17 protein-coding genes are annotated in these 17,863 nt (G+C 37.8%); 8 read left to right on the top strand and 9 right to left on the bottom strand.

The annotated features are described in order from the left end of the window. Positions 1-10 precede the first annotated feature (10 nt). The 5 genes from BWI92_RS11075 to BWI92_RS11050 all read right to left on the bottom strand — a co-directional run bounded on the left by BWI92_RS11075 (position 11) and on the right by BWI92_RS11050 (position 4,192). Positions 11-412 (bottom strand): hypothetical protein, encoded by a 402-nt coding sequence (locus BWI92_RS11075; protein WP_095163220.1) that lies wholly within the window; start codon positions 410-412, stop codon positions 11-13. Positions 413-425: 13 nt separating this feature from the next. After that, positions 426-1,208: a Fic family protein gene (locus tag BWI92_RS11070; protein ID WP_095163219.1), complete on the bottom strand. Its 783-nt coding sequence runs from the start codon at positions 1,206-1,208 to the stop codon at positions 426-428. Between the two features lie 19 nt (positions 1,209-1,227). Next, positions 1,228-2,463, bottom strand: coding sequence for an alanine dehydrogenase (locus BWI92_RS11065; RefSeq protein ID WP_095163217.1), 1,236 nt, complete (start codon positions 2,461-2,463; stop codon positions 1,228-1,230). An 85-nt stretch (positions 2,464-2,548) separates the two neighbouring features. Next, a complete protein-coding gene (gene tsaE, locus BWI92_RS11060) occupies positions 2,549-2,974 on the bottom strand; it encodes a tRNA (adenosine(37)-N6)-threonylcarbamoyltransferase complex ATPase subunit type 1 TsaE (protein WP_095163215.1) in 426 nt (141 codons plus the stop codon). A gap of 540 nt (positions 2,975-3,514) precedes the next feature. Continuing rightward, a complete protein-coding gene (locus tag BWI92_RS11050; protein WP_095163211.1) occupies positions 3,515-4,192 on the bottom strand; it encodes an SDR family oxidoreductase in 678 nt (225 codons plus the stop codon). A 212-nt stretch (positions 4,193-4,404) separates the two neighbouring features. Between BWI92_RS11050 and BWI92_RS11045 the strand changes: the two genes are divergently transcribed. After that, positions 4,405-5,139, top strand: coding sequence for an ABC transporter permease (locus BWI92_RS11045; RefSeq protein WP_095163209.1), 735 nt, complete (start codon positions 4,405-4,407; stop codon positions 5,137-5,139). Between the two features lie 323 nt (positions 5,140-5,462). Here BWI92_RS11045 and BWI92_RS11040 read toward each other — a convergent pair whose 3' ends face one another. The 4 genes from BWI92_RS11040 to BWI92_RS11025 form a co-directional block, all read right to left on the bottom strand. Continuing rightward, positions 5,463-6,086, bottom strand: coding sequence for an L-threonylcarbamoyladenylate synthase (locus BWI92_RS11040; RefSeq protein ID WP_095163207.1), 624 nt, complete (start codon positions 6,084-6,086; stop codon positions 5,463-5,465). A 244-nt stretch (positions 6,087-6,330) separates the two neighbouring features. Further along, positions 6,331-7,167, bottom strand: a complete 837-nt coding sequence (locus BWI92_RS11035; protein WP_229362957.1) for a YihY/virulence factor BrkB family protein — start codon at positions 7,165-7,167, stop codon at positions 6,331-6,333. Positions 7,168-7,312: 145 nt separating this feature from the next. Beyond that, on the bottom strand, positions 7,313-8,881 hold the full coding sequence (gene mltG, locus BWI92_RS11030) for an endolytic transglycosylase MltG (RefSeq protein WP_310588893.1): 1,569 nt from the start codon (positions 8,879-8,881) through the stop codon (positions 7,313-7,315). Between the two features lie 45 nt (positions 8,882-8,926). After that, on the bottom strand, positions 8,927-9,997 hold the full coding sequence (locus BWI92_RS11025; protein WP_095163203.1) for an Ldh family oxidoreductase: 1,071 nt from the start codon (positions 9,995-9,997) through the stop codon (positions 8,927-8,929). A 120-nt stretch (positions 9,998-10,117) separates the two neighbouring features. Between BWI92_RS11025 and BWI92_RS11020 the strand changes: the two genes are divergently transcribed. From BWI92_RS11020 to BWI92_RS10990, 7 genes are all read left to right on the top strand, one after another. Beyond that, positions 10,118-10,639, top strand: coding sequence for a DUF4139 domain-containing protein (locus BWI92_RS11020; protein ID WP_176464394.1), 522 nt, complete (start codon positions 10,118-10,120; stop codon positions 10,637-10,639). Further along, positions 10,599-11,174, top strand: a complete 576-nt coding sequence (locus BWI92_RS11015; protein ID WP_095163200.1) for a DUF502 domain-containing protein — start codon at positions 10,599-10,601, stop codon at positions 11,172-11,174. Before BWI92_RS11020 ends, BWI92_RS11015 begins: the two co-directional genes overlap by 41 nt. Before the next feature lie 166 nt (positions 11,175-11,340). Beyond that, complete coding sequence (locus tag BWI92_RS11010) at positions 11,341-12,891, top strand: FMN-binding glutamate synthase family protein (RefSeq protein WP_095163198.1); 1,551 nt, start codon at positions 11,341-11,343, stop codon at positions 12,889-12,891. A 213-nt stretch (positions 12,892-13,104) separates the two neighbouring features. Further along, positions 13,105-13,701: a Crp/Fnr family transcriptional regulator gene (locus BWI92_RS11005; protein WP_095163196.1), complete on the top strand. Its 597-nt coding sequence runs from the start codon at positions 13,105-13,107 to the stop codon at positions 13,699-13,701. 153 nt (positions 13,702-13,854) lie between these two features. Then, the gene (locus BWI92_RS11000; RefSeq protein ID WP_095163194.1) at positions 13,855-14,373 is read left to right on the top strand and encodes an NADPH-dependent FMN reductase; all 519 of its coding nucleotides are present in this window, start codon (positions 13,855-13,857) and stop codon (positions 14,371-14,373) included. A gap of 53 nt (positions 14,374-14,426) precedes the next feature. Then, positions 14,427-16,358, top strand: a complete 1,932-nt coding sequence (gene abc-f / locus BWI92_RS10995) for a ribosomal protection-like ABC-F family protein (protein WP_095163192.1) — start codon at positions 14,427-14,429, stop codon at positions 16,356-16,358. A 92-nt stretch (positions 16,359-16,450) separates the two neighbouring features. Continuing rightward, positions 16,451-17,764 (top strand): DUF5103 domain-containing protein, encoded by a 1,314-nt coding sequence (locus tag BWI92_RS10990; protein ID WP_095163190.1) that lies wholly within the window; start codon positions 16,451-16,453, stop codon positions 17,762-17,764. Positions 17,765-17,863 lie beyond the last annotated feature (99 nt).

Genomic DNA, 17,863 nt, shown 5'->3' with positions numbered 1-17,863 from the left:
TACGCAATGTTTAGTCCTCCGGATAAGGAATATACACAAAACTAGCAAAATCATTATCAAAGACAAACAAACAGCAAAACTCATCAGGGTCTTTGTAACTACTTTCAAAAACCTCCGCATTTTCTGCAGAAATAATACCTCTTTGCATAAACTCCTCTGCTACTGTGGCATTATAATTCCAAGTATTCCCATTCATTTCGTTGATACCAATCAATTTTGAACCAACAGGCACAACAGTACGAGAAACTGCGAAAATAGGATATTTGGAAAAACCTCTAGTTCTAATTTGATAAGAAGCTTCTTTGACAAATTCGGCCACTAAGGCGAAGTCTGTTGAAATAATGCCCAAGTACTTTCCATTCAAATCAGGAGAGTTGGGGGCATTGGATATAGCTTGATAATCTTCAATCATTTTATTTAAAATTTTACTTTTCAAAAATTAATGCCTCTGGGAGCATTAGTAAAAAAGGAATCGATTTTTCGTAATCTAATCCCTCATAATAAATACCTAACCTTGCAAGATTCTTATAGTAAGTATTTACGTTTTTGTAATAATACTTTTCGGACTTAATAAACCATGCACTTCTCCCTAATTTTTCAGCTAAAAACCACTTTTCTAATAATCGCGCTAGTCGTCCATTACCATCACTAAAAGGGTGAATATTTACAAATACCAGATGGATAAAGGAAGCGTAATAAAATACCTCTTCAACTGGCATTGGTTCTTGCAATAATTCATCTATTTCAGTCCAAAAAGCTTCAAATTCTTTCTCTATTAGTCCAAGTGGAGCTGCCTCATACTGAATTCTACCAGTTTTATGCTCCATAACAAGCATTTCGGTTTTCCGTAGCGTACCTCTTAGCCTTTCAGGAAGTAAATGAGCTGAGATCAGCTTATGCGCCTCTAAGAAATTGGCGTACGTCAAGGGATAATCTTGAGCAAACAGGTATGCATTATATAAATCATTAGGCTTTTCTGTTAGCTCAGGAAGATATTCAATTTGTAAAAGTTTGTGCTTCACAAAACTATCAACCTCAAGCTGTTCTCCTTCTATCTTAGAGGAAGACATTACTGAAACAGAAGTATAAAATGTAAAGCTATGAGGTTCCAAACGTATTTGTTCTACCTCCGAAAATTCATCCTGAATATCGAGGTCTAACAATGATTTCCAAGTCTTCAGATATCTTGAGGTAATCAATTTTCCCATCGATAAAATTTAGTTTTATTTAGAACCTAGCAGCCGCCAACAAACTTAGGTCCTTGTAAGCTATTCCTAGTTTTTTTGCTATTTGAGCATTTGTCAAGCTTCCTTTATAACTGTAAACCCCTTTCATAAAGGCTTTGTTGGCAAAAATTGCTTCTTCTATTCCACCTGTTTTTCCTGTTTTAAGCAAAAATGAGGTAAAAATATTACTCAAAGCCTGAGTAGCAGTATGTGCTACGCGCGAAGGAATATTAGGCACACAATAATGAATTACATCATATTTACGATAAGTAGGGTTAGCTAAATCGGTCAACTCAGATGTTTCAAAACAGCCCCCTTGGTCGATACAAACGTCGATTAATACCGAGTCTGGTTTCATTCTAGAAACCATTTCTTCAGTAATAATACAAGGCGTAAAGCCATTTTCAGCGCGCAATGCCCCTATCACAACGTCGGCTTGAATAATTGCTTCTGGCAAAACATGAGAATCAATAATACAAGTATAAACATGCTGACCAATGGCATGTTTGAGACGCTGAAGTTTGTAAATATCTTTATCAAAAATCTTCACATCAGCTCCCAGACTAATCGCTGTTCGAGCGGCAAATTCAGAAACGGTACCAGCACCCAGAAAAACCACTTTCGTTGGTGGTACTCCTGTTATTCCTCCCAAAATTACCCCCATACCATTATTGGAACTGCTCAAACATTCAGCAGCGATCAACATAACAGTACTTCCAGCAATTTCGGACATGGCACGAATCAAAGGCAAACCTCCAGCGTTGTCTTCGATAAACTCGTATGCCAGTGCTGTGACCTTCTTACGGTTAAGTTTCTCAAAATACTCTTTGGTAGATTTTTGCATATTGAGTGCCGAAATCAAAGTAGCTCCATGTTTCAGGTATTCGAGTTCTTCTTCCGTAAGTGGCTGAATTTTTACAATCACATCGGCTTTATACAGCTCCTCTTTCGAATAGGCGATTTGAGCACCAGCTTCGGAGTACTGAGAGTCTTTGAATTTGGCACCTTCGCCTGCGCCAGTCTCAATCAACACTTGATGACCATTTTTTACCAAAAGCGATACAGCATCGGGGGTTAAGGAAACACGTTTTTCGTGTAGGGTAATTTCCTTTGGTAAGCCGATGAACAAGCTTTTAGCATTTTGCTTGGTCCACAACAACGCTTCTTGAGGCATCAAAGCCGTTTGAGTAAGTCCTGTTTGGGCGAGTATTTCTTTAAATCCAGATTGTTTAGCCATTGCTTTATTCAACACAAGATTGGGTTAGTATAGCACGAAAATAAAATGTTGCTTGACCTTTCCAAAATTCTATCGTGAAGGTTTACTAATTTTTTTTCAAAATAATAAGGCGACTTCCATCAGTTTGCACTGAAATTTCAATGCTTAAATAATTCAAGGGCCACAAGTTTTCAATCTTGGAAGGCCATTCAACAAAGCAATAGTTTCCCGAATCAAAATACTCCTCCACACCCATATCCATAGCTTCTACCTCGTTTTTTAAACGATAAAAGTCAAAATGATAGAGCGTTTCTTTGGTTTCGGTAATATACTCGTTGACAATTGAGAACGTAGGACTTTGTACATGATTGGTAACTCCCCAATTGGCACACAGCGCCTTGATAAGCGTAGTTTTACCAGCTCCCATCTGTCCTTCAAATAACCAAACTAACTCACTTTTGCCAAATTCCGTAATTTGAGCAGCTACTTCTGGCAATTGTTCCAGACTCTGATATTGAATTTGTTTTTCCATTTCCAAAATTAAATCTACTATTTCAGCTATTTAGTGATTTGTGAATGAGTGATTTAGTGTTATTTTCACTATTCGTCATTGTTGGAATTTCAGCCTTTCCCGCCTTTGTTGGAGTTTTCTCCAACATACTTGCGTCATTGTTGGAATTTCAGCCTTTGTTGGAGTTTTTTTAGCCTTTGTTGGAGTTTTCTCCAACAAACTTGTGTTAGCCAACAGCCAAACCCTATCCTCCTGACTAGGCGAGTTGCTGACGCTTGCGTCGTTGGAGATAACTCCATCGACGGCAGAATAGCCCAAACCCTATCCTCCTGACTCGGTTAGTTGCTGACGCTTGCGTCGTTGGAGATAACTCCAACGATGGCAGAATAGCCCAAACCTATCCTCCACACTTGGTTAGTTGCTGACGCTTAGGTCGTTGGAGATAACTCCAACGATGGCAGAATAGCCCAAACCTATCCTCCACACTTGATGAGTTGCTGACGCTTGAGTCGTTGGAAATAACTCCAACGAAGGCAAAATTCACAACTCACTAATTCACCATTATATATCCCCCAACTGTGGGCGTAATAAAATTTCTTCCAAAACTGTGCTGGCTGGCATTTTGTGTGCCGTCCAGATTACTTCTGCGACATCTTCAGAACGCATAAAACGCTCGGTTGGCAAATCGACACCTGCCCATGAGTTGGTCAGGGTTGCACCTGGTAAAATGCTTGTTACACGTACATTAAAAGGCTTCAGCTCCTCACGTAATACTTTACTCATACCCAAAAGAGCAAACTTTGAAATACAATAAGAGCCTCCATTGGTATAGGCAGTAATACTTGCGGTAGAACAAATATTGAAAATATGTCCTGAACGCAATTCAATCATCTTATTAACAAACTGTCTTGTTAGATGATAGGCACTGTAAACATTAGTTTCAATCATGGCTTCAAGCGTCCCTTCCTCCTCATTATGAATTTGACCTGGGATAAAGAAGCCTGTATTATTTACCAAAATATCTACACTTTCGGTATGTTGACGAACAAAATCCGCAAAAGCTAAAACATCGCTACGTTGTGATAAATCAGCCTTAAAAAAATGAACATTTGATATTCCTTTTAAAGACTCATCCTCTGAACGAGCACAAGTAAATACCTGATATTGTTCTTGGGCAAACTTGTCAACAATAGCTCTTCCGATACCTTTTGTTCCGCCCGTTACGATAATCGATTTCATAAATGATTGTTTATGGCATGTATATTCAATAATACCTTCGCTTGAATTACTTTCTTATTCCTCTCAACAACATCTGTCATAAAAACTCTGTTCCCTTCACCGATTTTTCTTGTAAGGTTTGTTATCTTTGAGGGCACAGCTTGCTAAAGTTGTCATAGCTACAAAAACGTAGCAACGAAGTTACTAACTTATAACGCTTAACAGAAAACGAAGTGACAAGAATAGGTAGATATTTCATTTTCATGGGGAATTTATTTAAAAATCCTGAAAAATTTAAGGTTTATTTTGATTTGGTATTTGAGGAGGCTTATGAAATTGGAATTAATTCTCTACTCATTGTTTCAATTGTTTCATCCTTTATTGGAGCTGTAACCTGTGTGCAAACGGCGGCCAACCTTTCAAATCCATTCGTACCGAAATACATTATTAGTTTGATTGTACGAGATTCCACGATTTTGGAACTCGCACCTACGATTACGGCCATTGTTTTGGCAGGAAAAGTGGGTTCGCATATTGCCAGTCAATTAGGTACCATGCAAATTACTGAGCAGATTGATGCCTTGGAAGTAATGGGTATTAATTCTACTTCTTATTTGGTTTTACCAAAAATCATTGGTGCCATTATTACTTTCCCGATGTTAGTTGCATTAGCAGGATTTCTCTCTATTTATGGAGGCTATTTAGCAGGTTGGCTTTCGGGTGCTATTTCGCCGTCGGAGTATATTCAAGGCTTACGTTTTGACTTCCATCCTATTTATGTACCATTTGCCATTATCAAGTCGGTGGTTTTTGCCTTTTTGATTGCCTCTATCTCTGCCTTTCAAGGATATTTTACCAAAGGGGGAGCACTAGAAGTGGGTCAGTCATCTACCAAAGCCGTGACGAATAGCTGTATCGCTGTATTAGTAGCAGATTATTTACTTGCGCAATTATTAGTAGGAGTTTGAGATAGTCATCCTTTTATAAGTATGAAAAAAGCGGTCGAAAAACAAGTTTCGACCGCTTTTTTTCATAATGAATAATAGTGCAAAATAGAATCCAACTGGCTACTGGACAAGACGAGTAAGTGGTATTCAGATGTTTAGACTTCGTCACTCAATTTTATTAATACAGTTTTAAACTGTTTAAAAAAGTAAGTCCAAGACTAAGTCTTGAACTAGAGACTTCAATTTTGTCTAGCAATCAGAAAATTCAACCAAATAGCAAAACCCTTCACTGTACATCAATTAATTAAATTAAAAACTCAGCACTCAAAATTCATCACTCACAATTACAAAAACTCTTCTAATTCGCCTAATCCCTGACGAATCACTTCAAAATCATCAGAAGTTGCATCCACAATAGTCGAAGGAATATTATTCCCAAATCCTCCATCAATTACGATATCAACTACATTTTGAAATTTTTCAAAAATTAATTCTGGGTCAGTTGAATATTCCACAATATCGTCTTCATCACGTATCGAAGTTGTGATAATGGGATTCCCTAATTCTTTGACAATCAATCGTGTTATTTCATTATCAGGAACACGAACTCCCACGGTTTTCTTCCCTTGAGCTAATACTTTAGGAACTTTGTTGTTTCCATCTAACACAAAAGTGAACGGCCCAGGTAAAGCTTTTTTCATAAGCTTAAAAGCGGCATTCGATACTTTTGCATAGTCCGAAATATGACTCAAATCATAACAGATAAAAGAGAAGTTGTTTTTGTTGGGCTTTATTCCTTTGATTTGACAAATACGTTCAACAGCACGGGTATTATGAATATCACATCCCATTCCATACACCGTATCGGTAGGATAAATAATGACGCCACCGTCTTTCAGGCACGAAATAATCTGATCGATTTTTCGCATATCTGTACCTTTTTCGTACAGCTTTATAAACTCTGCCATGGTACCTCCTTCTTAAAAAATGTTCTGTGGATTGCGACTTATTGAGATAACAAGGTGAGAACTTGGAGTCAAAAAACAAAATAGAAGTACTTTTTTTTCAAAAAAGCTTCTATTTATGAGAAATAATAAAAATTTGGCACGATTATGGCGGAAAATTGATTATCAATGCTAAAAAGTAGGAATACTTCATTGATTTTTATGGGTTAGGGTACAAAAAGCCGTGCTTACTTTGAGTGCGGCTTTTTCAATTTTCAACCGACAAAAACTCCTCTTCGCTATCTGGTGGCACATTTATCGCATAGTCGATACTCGCATTTATCTCAAATCCCAGAATCAATACCAACGCAATCAGATAAAGCCAAACCATCAAGGCAATAAAGGTACCAATTGTTCCGTAAAGCCTGTTGTAAGAAGCAAAATTAGAAAGATAATACGAAAATCCGTTTGTTATAATAATCGTCAAAATAGAGGCTGTAATGGAACCAACGTTTATAAACTTCCATTTTTTGTGTACAGAAGGCCCCCAATAATATACAATAGAAATAACCAGAAAAAACAGCGTAAAAATCACAAAATAGGTCAATGCTTGTAAGAGATAAAATGTAAAACTGGGATTAATCATCCCTCCTTCAAAAAGCATATCCACTAAAAGTCTCCCTACAATCAATACTACAATCGACACGAACAAAACCATTGTCAGCAAGAAATTCATCATCACGGCAATCAATCTGGCTTTGACAAAACCTCGCTTTTCTTGTGTTGTTAAGGTCAGATTAAAGGCTCGCATCAATGCCATTGTTCCGCTTGTAGAAGCGTACAAAGCAAAGAAAAAACCGAGCGATAAAACGCCTCCTCGTGGCTTGCTGATAATTTCGACAATGGTACGCTTGGCTTCGCCATAAATCCCCGCAGGCATTACGTCTGAAAGTAAATTAAGAATTCTTTCGTCTAGATTCTCAACAGGGATGTAGGGAATTAAAGAAAAAAGAAAAATCAAGGTAGGAAAAACCGCCAAAGTAAAATTATACGCCACCGCTGCTGCACGCACGTCTATATCGAACTGAATGATTTTTTGAATCAATATTTTCAGGACGTAATAAACAGTTGCAGTTGTGTTTTTTAAGCGTGTTGTTTGTAAAAAATAGATTACGAGGGAATATAATTTGGTATTTCTTAGTCGTTTGAGCATTCCAGTATCTTTTACTTTCCTTCAAAAAATCTTTAGTTTAGCCCGCAAAATAAGGTTGTAGTAATTGTGTTAGTTCTTTGGGGGCTTTTGTCAAGCGATTAGTTTCACGGTTTACAAAAACCAAGATTGTTTCGCCTGTATGTACTAATTTACCTTCCGTGTTAAATATTTCATAATGGAAAACCACACGTGCCGATGGCATTGTTTGCAAACTGGTCTTAATAGTCAGCAATTCGTCATAAAGCGCTGGAGCGATGTACTTGGACTTGTTTTCATATACTGGCATCATGACACCAGAATCTTCCATTTCTTTATAACTGAACCCTAAACTTCTCAGTGCTTCTACCCTTCCAATTTCATACAATCGGGCATAGTTGCCATAATATACATAGCCCATTTGGTCGGTATCGGCATAGCGAACTCGGTAGCTGAATTCGTGAATATACATAAGAATTACGAAATTTTGAGGGAATTGGATGCTTTGATTTAGTACAAAAGCACAAAGACTACAAAGTTGCCACATAGGCCATCCTTTATAGTCTTTGAATTTTTGAGTATTATTTTTTGTGCTGTGAATATTGAGTTTATTCAAGGCATCTTGGTAAATACGAGCATTATTCAAATGATCTTCGAAGCTTTCAGCAAAATTGTGATAACCTGAAAAATCTTCTTTTGCACAAAAATACATGTATTTGTGATGTTCATAATTCAGAACAGCATCAATAGATTTCAAATCTGGCAAGTTGATTGGACCTGGGGGCAAACCGATGACCTTATAGGTATTATAGGGCGATTTGATGCTTGTCAAGGTACTATTTACACGCTTAATCGTAAAATCTTGGTGTGCAAAAACTACCGTTGGATCGGCCTGTAAAGGCATTTTAGCATTCAAACGATTCATATATACCCCTGCAACTCTTGGTTTTTCGTCAGGTTTCTTGGTTTCGGCCTCTACAATTGATGCCATAATTTGTGCCTGAATTGGATTCAAACCAATAGCCGCTGCTTTTTGCTTACGTTCTTCTGTCCAGAATTTTTTGTACCATCCGTGCATGATGTCAAAAAACTCATTGGGAGTAACTGTCCAATAAACCTCGTAGGTATTAGGCAAAAACATACACATAATGGTCTCATTTGTAAAACCATATTTACGAGCGATTGTGCTATCATTCAGCATTTTGGCAAAAGTCAGTGAATCAAATTGGAAACGATTACCAATTTTATGCACCAAATCTTTCTTCAAACGAATATTATTGAAAGTCAAGCGAATAGCATCTTGGCGACCTGAACGAAGTTTTTTCAACAATTCATAATTACCCATTTCAGCCGTAATCATATAACGACCTTCATGAACATTATCATGGAACTTGAGCAGTTTTGCTAAAAACTTAAACGAAAGCTCATCTCTTACAATTTTGTGAGCATTCAAGGAGTCCCATACAGTTTCGAATGTTGCTCCTTTAGGAATCAACAAAGCAAATCCTTTCTTTTCATCTACCTGATAATTAGGCGTTTTGGCAATTTGCCAAACATAATAAGAGAACATCGCCGTAAACAAAGCAACTGTAATAATCAGATAGCGAATGAGTTTGTTATTCTTTTGCATTTTTGATTTGATAAGCTATTTATCGAGTTAATCTTGAGATTGCTTTTAAAATTTTATACCAAAGCGTGTTGCCAAGGCATTTAGGTCATTAACAACTGGCTCCAATAAATTAATTCCATTGGCTTTACGTTCAGCTTCTAATTCGCGCTCTGGATCGCCTGGGATGATTACATTTTTCCCGTCTACGGCAGGTGCTGCTTTAAAACGATTAATCCATTTGTCCATATCAGCTTTGAATTCGTCAGCAGGACGGAAACCATCAATTCGCATAGCACCTAGGAAGTGTCCAGTACCTTTTCCTACTTGTTCACCTGCAGACATAAATCCAGCTGTAGCAAAAGGTGGAACCCAAGGACCAAAATTTGCACCAGAGAGTACCCCTGAGAAAATATCTACAATTGCACCTAAGCCATATCCTTTGTGAGATCCGTGCTCACGGTCGCCACCTAAAGGCAACAAAGCACCTCCATTTTTCACAGCATTGGCGTCGTCAGTCGGATTACCATCCTTATCTTGTACCCATCCAAGTGGAGCGGGCGCACCTTTACGTTGTAAAATCTCCATTTTGCCATATGCCACTGCCGTAGTTGCAAAGTCAGCAACAAATGGAGGATTTTCAGCCGCAGGAACGGCCACAGCAATTGGATTGGTACCCAATAATTTCTCTTTAGAAAACGTTGGTGTAACTAAAGGTGCGGCGTTAGTCATAGCCCAACCAATCATATCTTTATGCAAAGCTTTCATCGCATGATAACCTGCAATACCAAAGTGGTTGGAATTTTGAACCGAAATCCAGCCAGAACCCACTTTGTCGGCTTTTTCCATCGCAATTTCCATTGCTTTTGGTGCAACCACCAAACCCAGTCCTTTGTCACCATCTATAACGGCAGTTGAAGGGGTTTCGTGTATGATTTTAATAATCGGCTTAGGGTTAAGTCGACCGTTGTCATACAAACGCACATAGCCGCTTAAGCGAGCGATCCCATGAGAATCAACACCTCTCAAATCAGCGGAAATCAATACTTGAGACGCCAAAAGGGCATCTTCCTCGCTACATCCAATCGACAGAAAAACCTGTTGGATAAATTCTTGTAATTGTGTATATTGAAAATTCATTATCTAAAACTTTGACTATTCCTTTTGAGATTTCTGTCGCAAAATTACAAATAAATGTTCGTTGAATGACTCTATTTTGAAAAATCACTATTATTAGCCATCATCCTTATTTTGAAGACCTTGAAAAATATTTTGGCAAAATTCTTGCAAAAAACTTTAAAGACGGCACTTTTCACTCTCTTTTTTTGTACTTGTTACAGCATTCTGGCACAAAAAAACAAGTCACAAAAATTAGGTCCCATCAACAAACCCGACACGCTTTCATTAAGTGTGGAAGAGAATCTTAGAATTAAAATTAGACGTGATATTAAACATCATACCAAACAGGTAGACGATGAACTTATTCACGAATATCGTTCAATAGCCATTCGTGTTTATAATCCATGGTTGAAGACTTTAAACATTGTGGTCGGTGAAACTATACCAAACATAAAGGACACTGATCTTATCTTCGAAATGGAAGAAAATTCTGATGCTACTGTTGATTACAATCGAAATAAACTTTTTTGGGATTTTGCACTCAAACCCAAGGAGGCCAAAACAATCGTACTAAGTTATCGAGTTCATTATCCAAAAGGCAAAACCATAATAGATATAAAAAATGTCTTTCAGATTCAAACGTATAAGCGCAAAGCTTTTTAGTTATTTTGTACAAGGGCTACTTTTACTAGCGCCAGTTTATATTACAGGCTATATTATTTTCAACTTACTTTCTTCTCTTGACGAACATTTTTACTTTCATTTTAGAGGCACAGGGCTTGTCGTTCTTTTAGCGATCATCATGGTCGTGGGATTTTTGGGTTCCTCTTTTTTGGCGGTGCCTGTTCTCAAGATTTTTGAAGAAGGACTTTCCAGATTGCCCCTCGTCGGACTCATTTATTTCTCACTCAAAGACCTAGTTGAGGCTTTTGTAGGAGATAAAAAGAAATTTAATCAGCCTGTTCTTTTTACCATTAATAAAGAAAATGGCATCAAAAAAATTGGTTTTATCACCCAAAGCGACCTAAGTTTTTTATCGCTCGATGGCGATGTGATGGTGTACTGCCCCCATTCCTATGCGTTTTCAGGCGAAATGATGATAGTGCCCAAAAGCAGTATCATTCATTTGGATATCCCGTCGTCGGACGCTATGAAAATGATTATTTCAGGTGGTGTATCTCTTACTCAAGACAAGTAAGATTGTATTCATTAATCTTCTTTTTTTACAAAAAATATTCGATACAGTTCATGTATCTTAAAACGAGCTTAGAATACACGAATGACTTAAATATAATACGCACATTTGAGTAGTTTAGCGTTTTAATTCTTTTTAACCTAAAGCAACAATAATTCCAATCAACTTTATGGATTTCATTCAAAATTTACACTGGAGCGTCTGGATTGTGATACCAATTGTAGGACTGGCAATCCGTGATATTCTACAGAAAAGGCATACTATCCAGCACAATTTCCCTGTGATTGGGCATATCCGTTACATGCTCGAAAAAATTGGCCCTGAATTACGCCAATATATCGTGGCCAACAATCGTGAAGAATTACCTTTCAATAGAGGAGAAAGAGCCTGGGTATATGCTTCTTCCAAAAAAGAAAATAACCTACAAGGTTTTGGTTCAGATCAAGACTTTAATGCAGTAGGATATATCTTTATCAAACACGCTATGTTGGGATTAAAGCTTCCCAAAGAGCATCCTAATTTGAAAGACCCAAGCGCCGTACCTTGTGCCAAAACTATTGGTGAATATCACAATCGTAAGCGTCCCTACAAACCCTATTCGATAGTAAATATATCGGGTATGAGTTACGGGTCACTTTCAGCCAAAGCCATTGAGTCATTAAATAAGGGTGCCATCAAGTTTGGATGCTATCACAATACAGGTGAAGGTTCGCTATCACCCTACCATAAGTTTGGTGCGGATGTGGTAGTAAATATCGGTACAGCTTATTTTGGTGTACGTGACGATGAGGGAAATTTCTCGATGGAAAAACTCATCAAAATGACACAAGATAATCCTTTTATTCGTGCACTGGAGCTCAAACTTTCTCAGGGAGCCAAACCTGGCAAAGGTGGTGTTTTACCAGCTTCGAAAATCACCCAAGAAATAGCAGACATACGTCATATTCCGATGGGAAAAGATATTATTTCGCCAGCTTATCACTCTGCTTTTTCCACAATCCCTGAAATGGTAGAATTTATTGAGGATATGGCCCAAAATACAGGTCTGCCAGTCGGTATCAAATCAGCAGTTGGTAAAGTAGAAATGTGGGAAGAACTAGCTCAATATATGGTAAAAACGGGCAAAGGCCCTGACTTTATTACCATCGACGGTGGTGAAGGTGGTACTGGTGCAGCACCACACGCTTTTGCAGACCACGTGTCGTTGCCATTTACTTTTGCGTTCAGCAAGATTTATAAAATATTCCAACGCTATGGATTAGCCGACAAGATTGTATTTATCGGTTCTGGAAAATTAGGATTTCCTGAAAAAGCCATGATGGCATTTGCTATGGGTTGCGATTTGATTAATGTTGGTCGTGAGGCTATGATGTCGATTGGTTGTATTCAAGCACAAGTTTGCCATACCAACCGCTGTCCAACGGGTATTGCCACCTCGAGCAAATGGCTACAAGGAGGCATAGACCCAGCGCTAAAGAGTGAGCGTCTTTATAATTATATGAAAACACTCAACAAAGAAATGCTCGAAATTGCACATGCTTGCGGTTATGAGCACCCTTCGCAAATGACCATGAAAGATGTGGACATGGCCATGGGCGACAATAACAAAACACAGTCACTAGCGACTACATTTGGATATGACAAAACAGCCGTTCTCTTCAAAGGCGTATCCGACTTATTACAATCGCCCTATCTTGGCGGAAACAAAGCTACAAAATAAGCATTTTCACGCAGTTGGGAGCTTCCTCCCAACTGCGTCCCTCACTCATCACTTCCTATACTTCCTTATCACAAAAAAATTGAATTTTTTGACATTTTTTACGTATTTTACACTTTCATTGAGTTTTTTCATCACTGAATAAACTACCCTTTTGTTGCGCCTTTCCAAATTAGTAACACACGCTTTGTATTTATAACCAGTAAAAAAAAATTTATGTACACCCACATTAGAAAAGTAGTTTCACAATTCGTTTCGGAATTTACGAAGGAGGAGTTAGATTTAATTGAAAAGAATTTTTATCCAAAGAAACTAGGCAAGAATGAACATCTATTACAAGTTGGAGATGTGGCAAAGGAGGTGTTTTTCATTAATAAGGGTATCATGAGAAACTATGTCCCAGTTGTAAACAAGGGACAAATCACAAATTATTTTGCAGAGGAAAGCATGTTTAACACTTCGGCTGTGAGCTTTTTTTCACAACAACCCTCATACGAAGCTGTACAAGCAATTGAACCCTGCGAAGGTCTTGCTATTCAATATGAAGATTTACAAAAGTTGTATGACCGTTTTCACAATTGGGAAAGATTGGGCCGGTTATTTTTACAGGCTATTCTGATGCAGCAAGATTTACGTTTGCGATGGTTTATTGAGAAATCCGCTAATGAAAGGTACGAGGCTTTTTTGCAAACCTACCCTCATTTGATGCAACGTATTCCACAATACCACATTGCCTCATATTTGGGTATTACTCCAGAATCCTTGAGTAGATTGCGTTCAAGAAGTCATAAAATTTCAGCGGATAAAATATGAAACAATTCTTAAGAAATTAACAAACTCTTCTACACTTAAACAGTTTTTGACCGCACTCTTCTTGTAAAAGTGCGGTCTATTTTTGAAAGGATTGAACTAAAATATTTCCTTAAGAATTAAAAGAGCATAAGTCTCAGCAAAACTTCATAAACCTTGAAAAAAATCGTTGCTATTGTTGGCAGTGCCAGCGCCAACTCTTCCAATTTGGCTATCGTCAAGTATTTAGAATCCTTATCTTCAAGTGAAATTGACTTTGAGATTATTGATGACCTAAAACACTATCCCCACTTTGCTCCTGAACTTTCTGTCGAAAATACACCCGTCGAAATAGTCCAGTTTCGGGCTAGTATCGCAAAGGCAGACGGAATTATTATTTGTACTCCTGAATATGTGTTTTCGATTCCAAGTGGTTTAAAAAATCTATTAGAATGGTCGGTATCTACTGTTATTTTTTCCGATAAACCCGTAGGACTAATTACCGCCTCCGCCAATGGAGCAAAAGGGCATGAAGAGCTACAATTAATTTTAAGTACATTAGGAGCATCACTTCATGACAACACTCAGCTGCTGATTCAAGGAGTAAAAGGGAAAATAACGCCAGAGGGAACCATAACGCATCAGGAGACTAAGCGATTTTTGGAGGAGTTTTATGAAAATTTTCTTAATGCCTAATTAGCATACACCGCGTTATCCATCAAGTCCACAATTTCCACTATCTTTGTGATATGTTATCTATTAATAATTTATCATTCTATTTCGGGAGTCGCCCGATGTATTATGAAGCCAACTTACACATCAAACCTAAAGACAAAATCGGTTTGATTGGGGCTAACGGAACTGGGAAATCAACTCTTTTGCGCCTTATCTCAGGCGAATATCAGCCAGACGGTGGAAACATCTCAAAGTCAGGCAATTGCACTATCGGATTTTTGAATCAAGACTTACTATCTTATCAGTCCGACGAATCTATTCTCTCGGTAGCCATGCAGGCTTTCGAGCGTCAGAATTTCCTGCAAAAAGAAATCGACCGTATCCTGCACAAAATGGAAACGAACTACGAGGATACTGATGTCGATAAATTAGCTAGAGTACAAGATGAATTTGATGCCTTGGGTGGATATACCATGCAATCTGAAGCTGAGGCGATTCTGGAAGGTTTGGGTTTTACAACTGCCGATTTGAGTCAACCACTACGCACCTTCTCTGGAGGCTGGCGTATGCGTGTGATGCTCGCTAAATTACTTTTGCAACGTCCGTCATTATTGATGCTCGATGAGCCTACCAACCACCTTGACTTACCGTCGATTGAGTGGGTAGAAAACTATATCAATAATTATGAGGGCGCCATCATCGTAGTATCTCACGACCGCTATTTCTTGGATAATACGGTCAACACAATCGTGGAGGTAACGGGTTCTAAACTGATCCAATATTCTGGAAACTATACATTTTACGTGGAAGAAAAAGCCATGAGAAATGAAATCCAGAAGGGTGCTTACGAAAATCAGCAGGCAATGATTCGTCAGACTGAACGTTTTATTGAGCGCTTTAAATCTAAAGCCACCAAAGCTCGTCAGGTACAATCTCGTGTGAAATCATTAGCACGTTTGGATGTCATTGATGATGTGATTGATGAAGCTGCAAAAGTGAATTTCAAATTCAATTTTGGTACTCAGCCGGGACGTTTTATCATGAATCTGGAAGATGTAAGTAAAGCCTATGGTTCTAAACGTATTTTGAGCGGTGCTAATGCAGTAATCGAACGAGGCGACAAAATTGCGCTAATTGGTGCCAACGGAAAAGGGAAATCAACCGTTTTACGAATCATAGCTGGTACAGAAACCCTTGATGGCGAACGCAAGCTTGGTCATAATGTAATCGACTCCTTCTTTGCACAACACCAACTTGAAAGTTTGGATGTCAACAATACACTTTTGGATGAACTAAAGATGGCAGGAACTGCCAAGCTTGAAACAGAATTGAGAAGTGTTTTGGGCTGTTTCCTATTCACAGGTGAAGATGTATTCAAGCGTATCAAAGTACTTTCAGGAGGTGAGAAATCAAGAGTAGCATTGGCAAAAGTTCTTATTTCTGAAGCTAACTTTTTATTGCTGGATGAACCTACTAACCACCTCGATATGATGTCGGTGAATATCCTAATTCAGGCATTACAACAATACGAAGGTAGCTATGTAGTAGTTTCTCACGACCGTTTCTTTGTTTCCGAAATTGCCAATAAAATCTGGTATATCGAAGATGAACAAATCAAAGAATATCCTGGGACTTACGATGAATACGAAATTTGGCAAGCTGAACGTCAAGCCAATGCCGCACCTGCACCAGTAGAGAAAAAAGTAGAGGCTCCTAAGGTAGAAGTGAAAACTCAGGTAAGTGATTTTGCTAAAAAAGAAGCTCAAAAACAAATCAAAAAGCTGAATCAAAAAGTAAGCGATTTGGAAGATAAAATTTCGAAATTAGAGGAAAAGAAAACTGATTTAGAGCATCAATTAGGCGACCCTGCAATTTATAATGATAATGCAGCGTTAGCCAAAGCAAATGCTTCATATCAAGAGGTTCAGCAAAATCTAGCACAAGCCAATCAAGATTGGGAATCAGCGATGATTGAATTAGAAGAAGTGGAAGCGAGCATTAGCTAATGTATGTTTGAGTGGTTGGGTGAATATATCTAGTCCGATTAAAACAATCACTCAACCATTATTCTCTTATTCACACAATACTCCGTTTATCTATGTCCAATATGATCTTATCTATAAAGCCTGTTTTTGGTAAAAACTTACTAAAAACAGGCTTATTGCTTTTAATAAGTTTTGCGGTATTTGCTCAAAAAGGCAAAACGTTGATTTATGATAATCAGATTTATGAGCCTTATATCAAAACGCCGCTCCTCTACCCTCTTGACGGTACAAATAACGTACAGGCAACCTTGAATCCGCCCGTGATTGGTCTTAACAATAATCAAAACCTCAAACTAGAATTTGATTGTTTGAACCCAGCAGTGCAAAATTTTCGAGTTAAAATCTTTCATTGTAATGCCGACTGGCAACCATCATCACTGAATGAAATCGAATATCTTTCTGAATACAATGATATTCCGATTTATGATTACTATAATTCTTTTGCTACCAAAATTCAATATAATCACTTTAGTTTGGTATTGCCTAAAGTACGCGTTTCGGGCAATTTTATCGTGATGGTTTACAAAAATCGGAATGAGAAAGATATAGTTCTATCCAGAAGATTTCAAGTGTATGATAGTCGTGTAAGTGTAGGTGGAAAAATCGTCTTTTCGAATGTTCCCGACAAACGTCGCACGCATCAGCAGGTCAATTTTGCGATTAATTATTCAGGATACGAAATTCTTGATCCTAAGAATGACTTAAAAATAATTATTCGTCAAAACTTCCGAGACAATAAAACCATCAAAAATCTTCAGCCTTTTATGATTGATAATTTTAATAGAAAACTAGATTATCAGTTTTTTGATGGCGAAAATAGCATTGAAGGCATCAACGAATTTCGCTTATTTGACATTCGAAGTTCACAACAAAAGTTGGTTGGAATTTCGCATATTTCTTATGGAGATAGAGAAAATGTCTTTGAGCTTTTTACCGACAAGCCTCAAAACGGATTGGCATATGTAGACACGAAAGACTTTGATGGAATGTTTGTGATTGATAATTACGAAACCAATAGAGGTTCCACCGATGCAGACTATGTTCGGGTTAGTTTTCAGTTAAAAACTGATTCATTAATCAATAAAAAAGTATATATTTTGGGTGCATACAATGATTGGAAGCTCAACGAAAGCAACCAAATGCACTATGTCCCCGAAAGTAGCTCCTACGAAGCCTTTATTCAACTCAAACAAGGTATCTATAATTTTCAGTATATTACCGTAGACAATAAGGGAACTGTAAACGAACGTGATATTGAAGGTAGTCATTCACAAACTGAAAACTCGTACGAAATCTTTGTATATCACCAATCTATAGGTGGACGAGCAGATAGTTTGGTAGGATATTCGCTCATCAAATCAAGGTAAGAATTAGTACATAATTGCGTTTTTTTAGTATAAAATTTTCTATCTCAAAACTCTACACTCAATCCGAATTAATATACTTTAGGCTATAAGCCATTGGTG

The organism is Flectobacillus sp. BAB-3569, from assembly GCF_002270355.1.
In the GTDB taxonomy this organism is placed as follows: domain Bacteria; phylum Bacteroidota; class Bacteroidia; order Cytophagales; family Spirosomataceae; genus Flectobacillus; species Flectobacillus roseus.
This window is presented reverse-complemented; position numbering and strand designations above follow the sequence as displayed.

Coding starts and splice junctions, on each gene's coding strand:
- BWI92_RS11040 (WP_095163207.1), bottom strand. CDS start 6,086: ATGGCAGAGTTTATAAAGCTGTACGAAAAAGGTACAGATATGCGAAAA.
- BWI92_RS11005 (WP_095163196.1), top strand. CDS start 13,105: ATGTACACCCACATTAGAAAAGTAGTTTCACAATTCGTTTCGGAATTT.
- BWI92_RS11075 (WP_095163220.1), bottom strand. CDS start 412: ATGATTGAAGATTATCAAGCTATATCCAATGCCCCCAACTCTCCTGAT.
- mltG (WP_310588893.1), bottom strand. CDS start 8,881: ATGCAAAAGAATAACAAACTCATTCGCTATCTGATTATTACAGTTGCT.
- BWI92_RS11070 (WP_095163219.1), bottom strand. CDS start 1,208: ATGGGAAAATTGATTACCTCAAGATATCTGAAGACTTGGAAATCATTG.
- tsaE (WP_095163215.1), bottom strand. CDS start 2,974: ATGGAAAAACAAATTCAATATCAGAGTCTGGAACAATTGCCAGAAGTA.
- BWI92_RS11065 (WP_095163217.1), bottom strand. CDS start 2,463: ATGGCTAAACAATCTGGATTTAAAGAAATACTCGCCCAAACAGGACTT.
- BWI92_RS10990 (WP_095163190.1), top strand. CDS start 16,451: ATGTCCAATATGATCTTATCTATAAAGCCTGTTTTTGGTAAAAACTTA.
- BWI92_RS11050 (WP_095163211.1), bottom strand. CDS start 4,192: ATGAAATCGATTATCGTAACGGGCGGAACAAAAGGTATCGGAAGAGCT.
- BWI92_RS11015 (WP_095163200.1), top strand. CDS start 10,599: ATGTCTTTCAGATTCAAACGTATAAGCGCAAAGCTTTTTAGTTATTTT.
- abc-f (WP_095163192.1), top strand. CDS start 14,427: ATGTTATCTATTAATAATTTATCATTCTATTTCGGGAGTCGCCCGATG.
- BWI92_RS11025 (WP_095163203.1), bottom strand. CDS start 9,997: ATGAATTTTCAATATACACAATTACAAGAATTTATCCAACAGGTTTTT.
- BWI92_RS11010 (WP_095163198.1), top strand. CDS start 11,341: ATGGATTTCATTCAAAATTTACACTGGAGCGTCTGGATTGTGATACCA.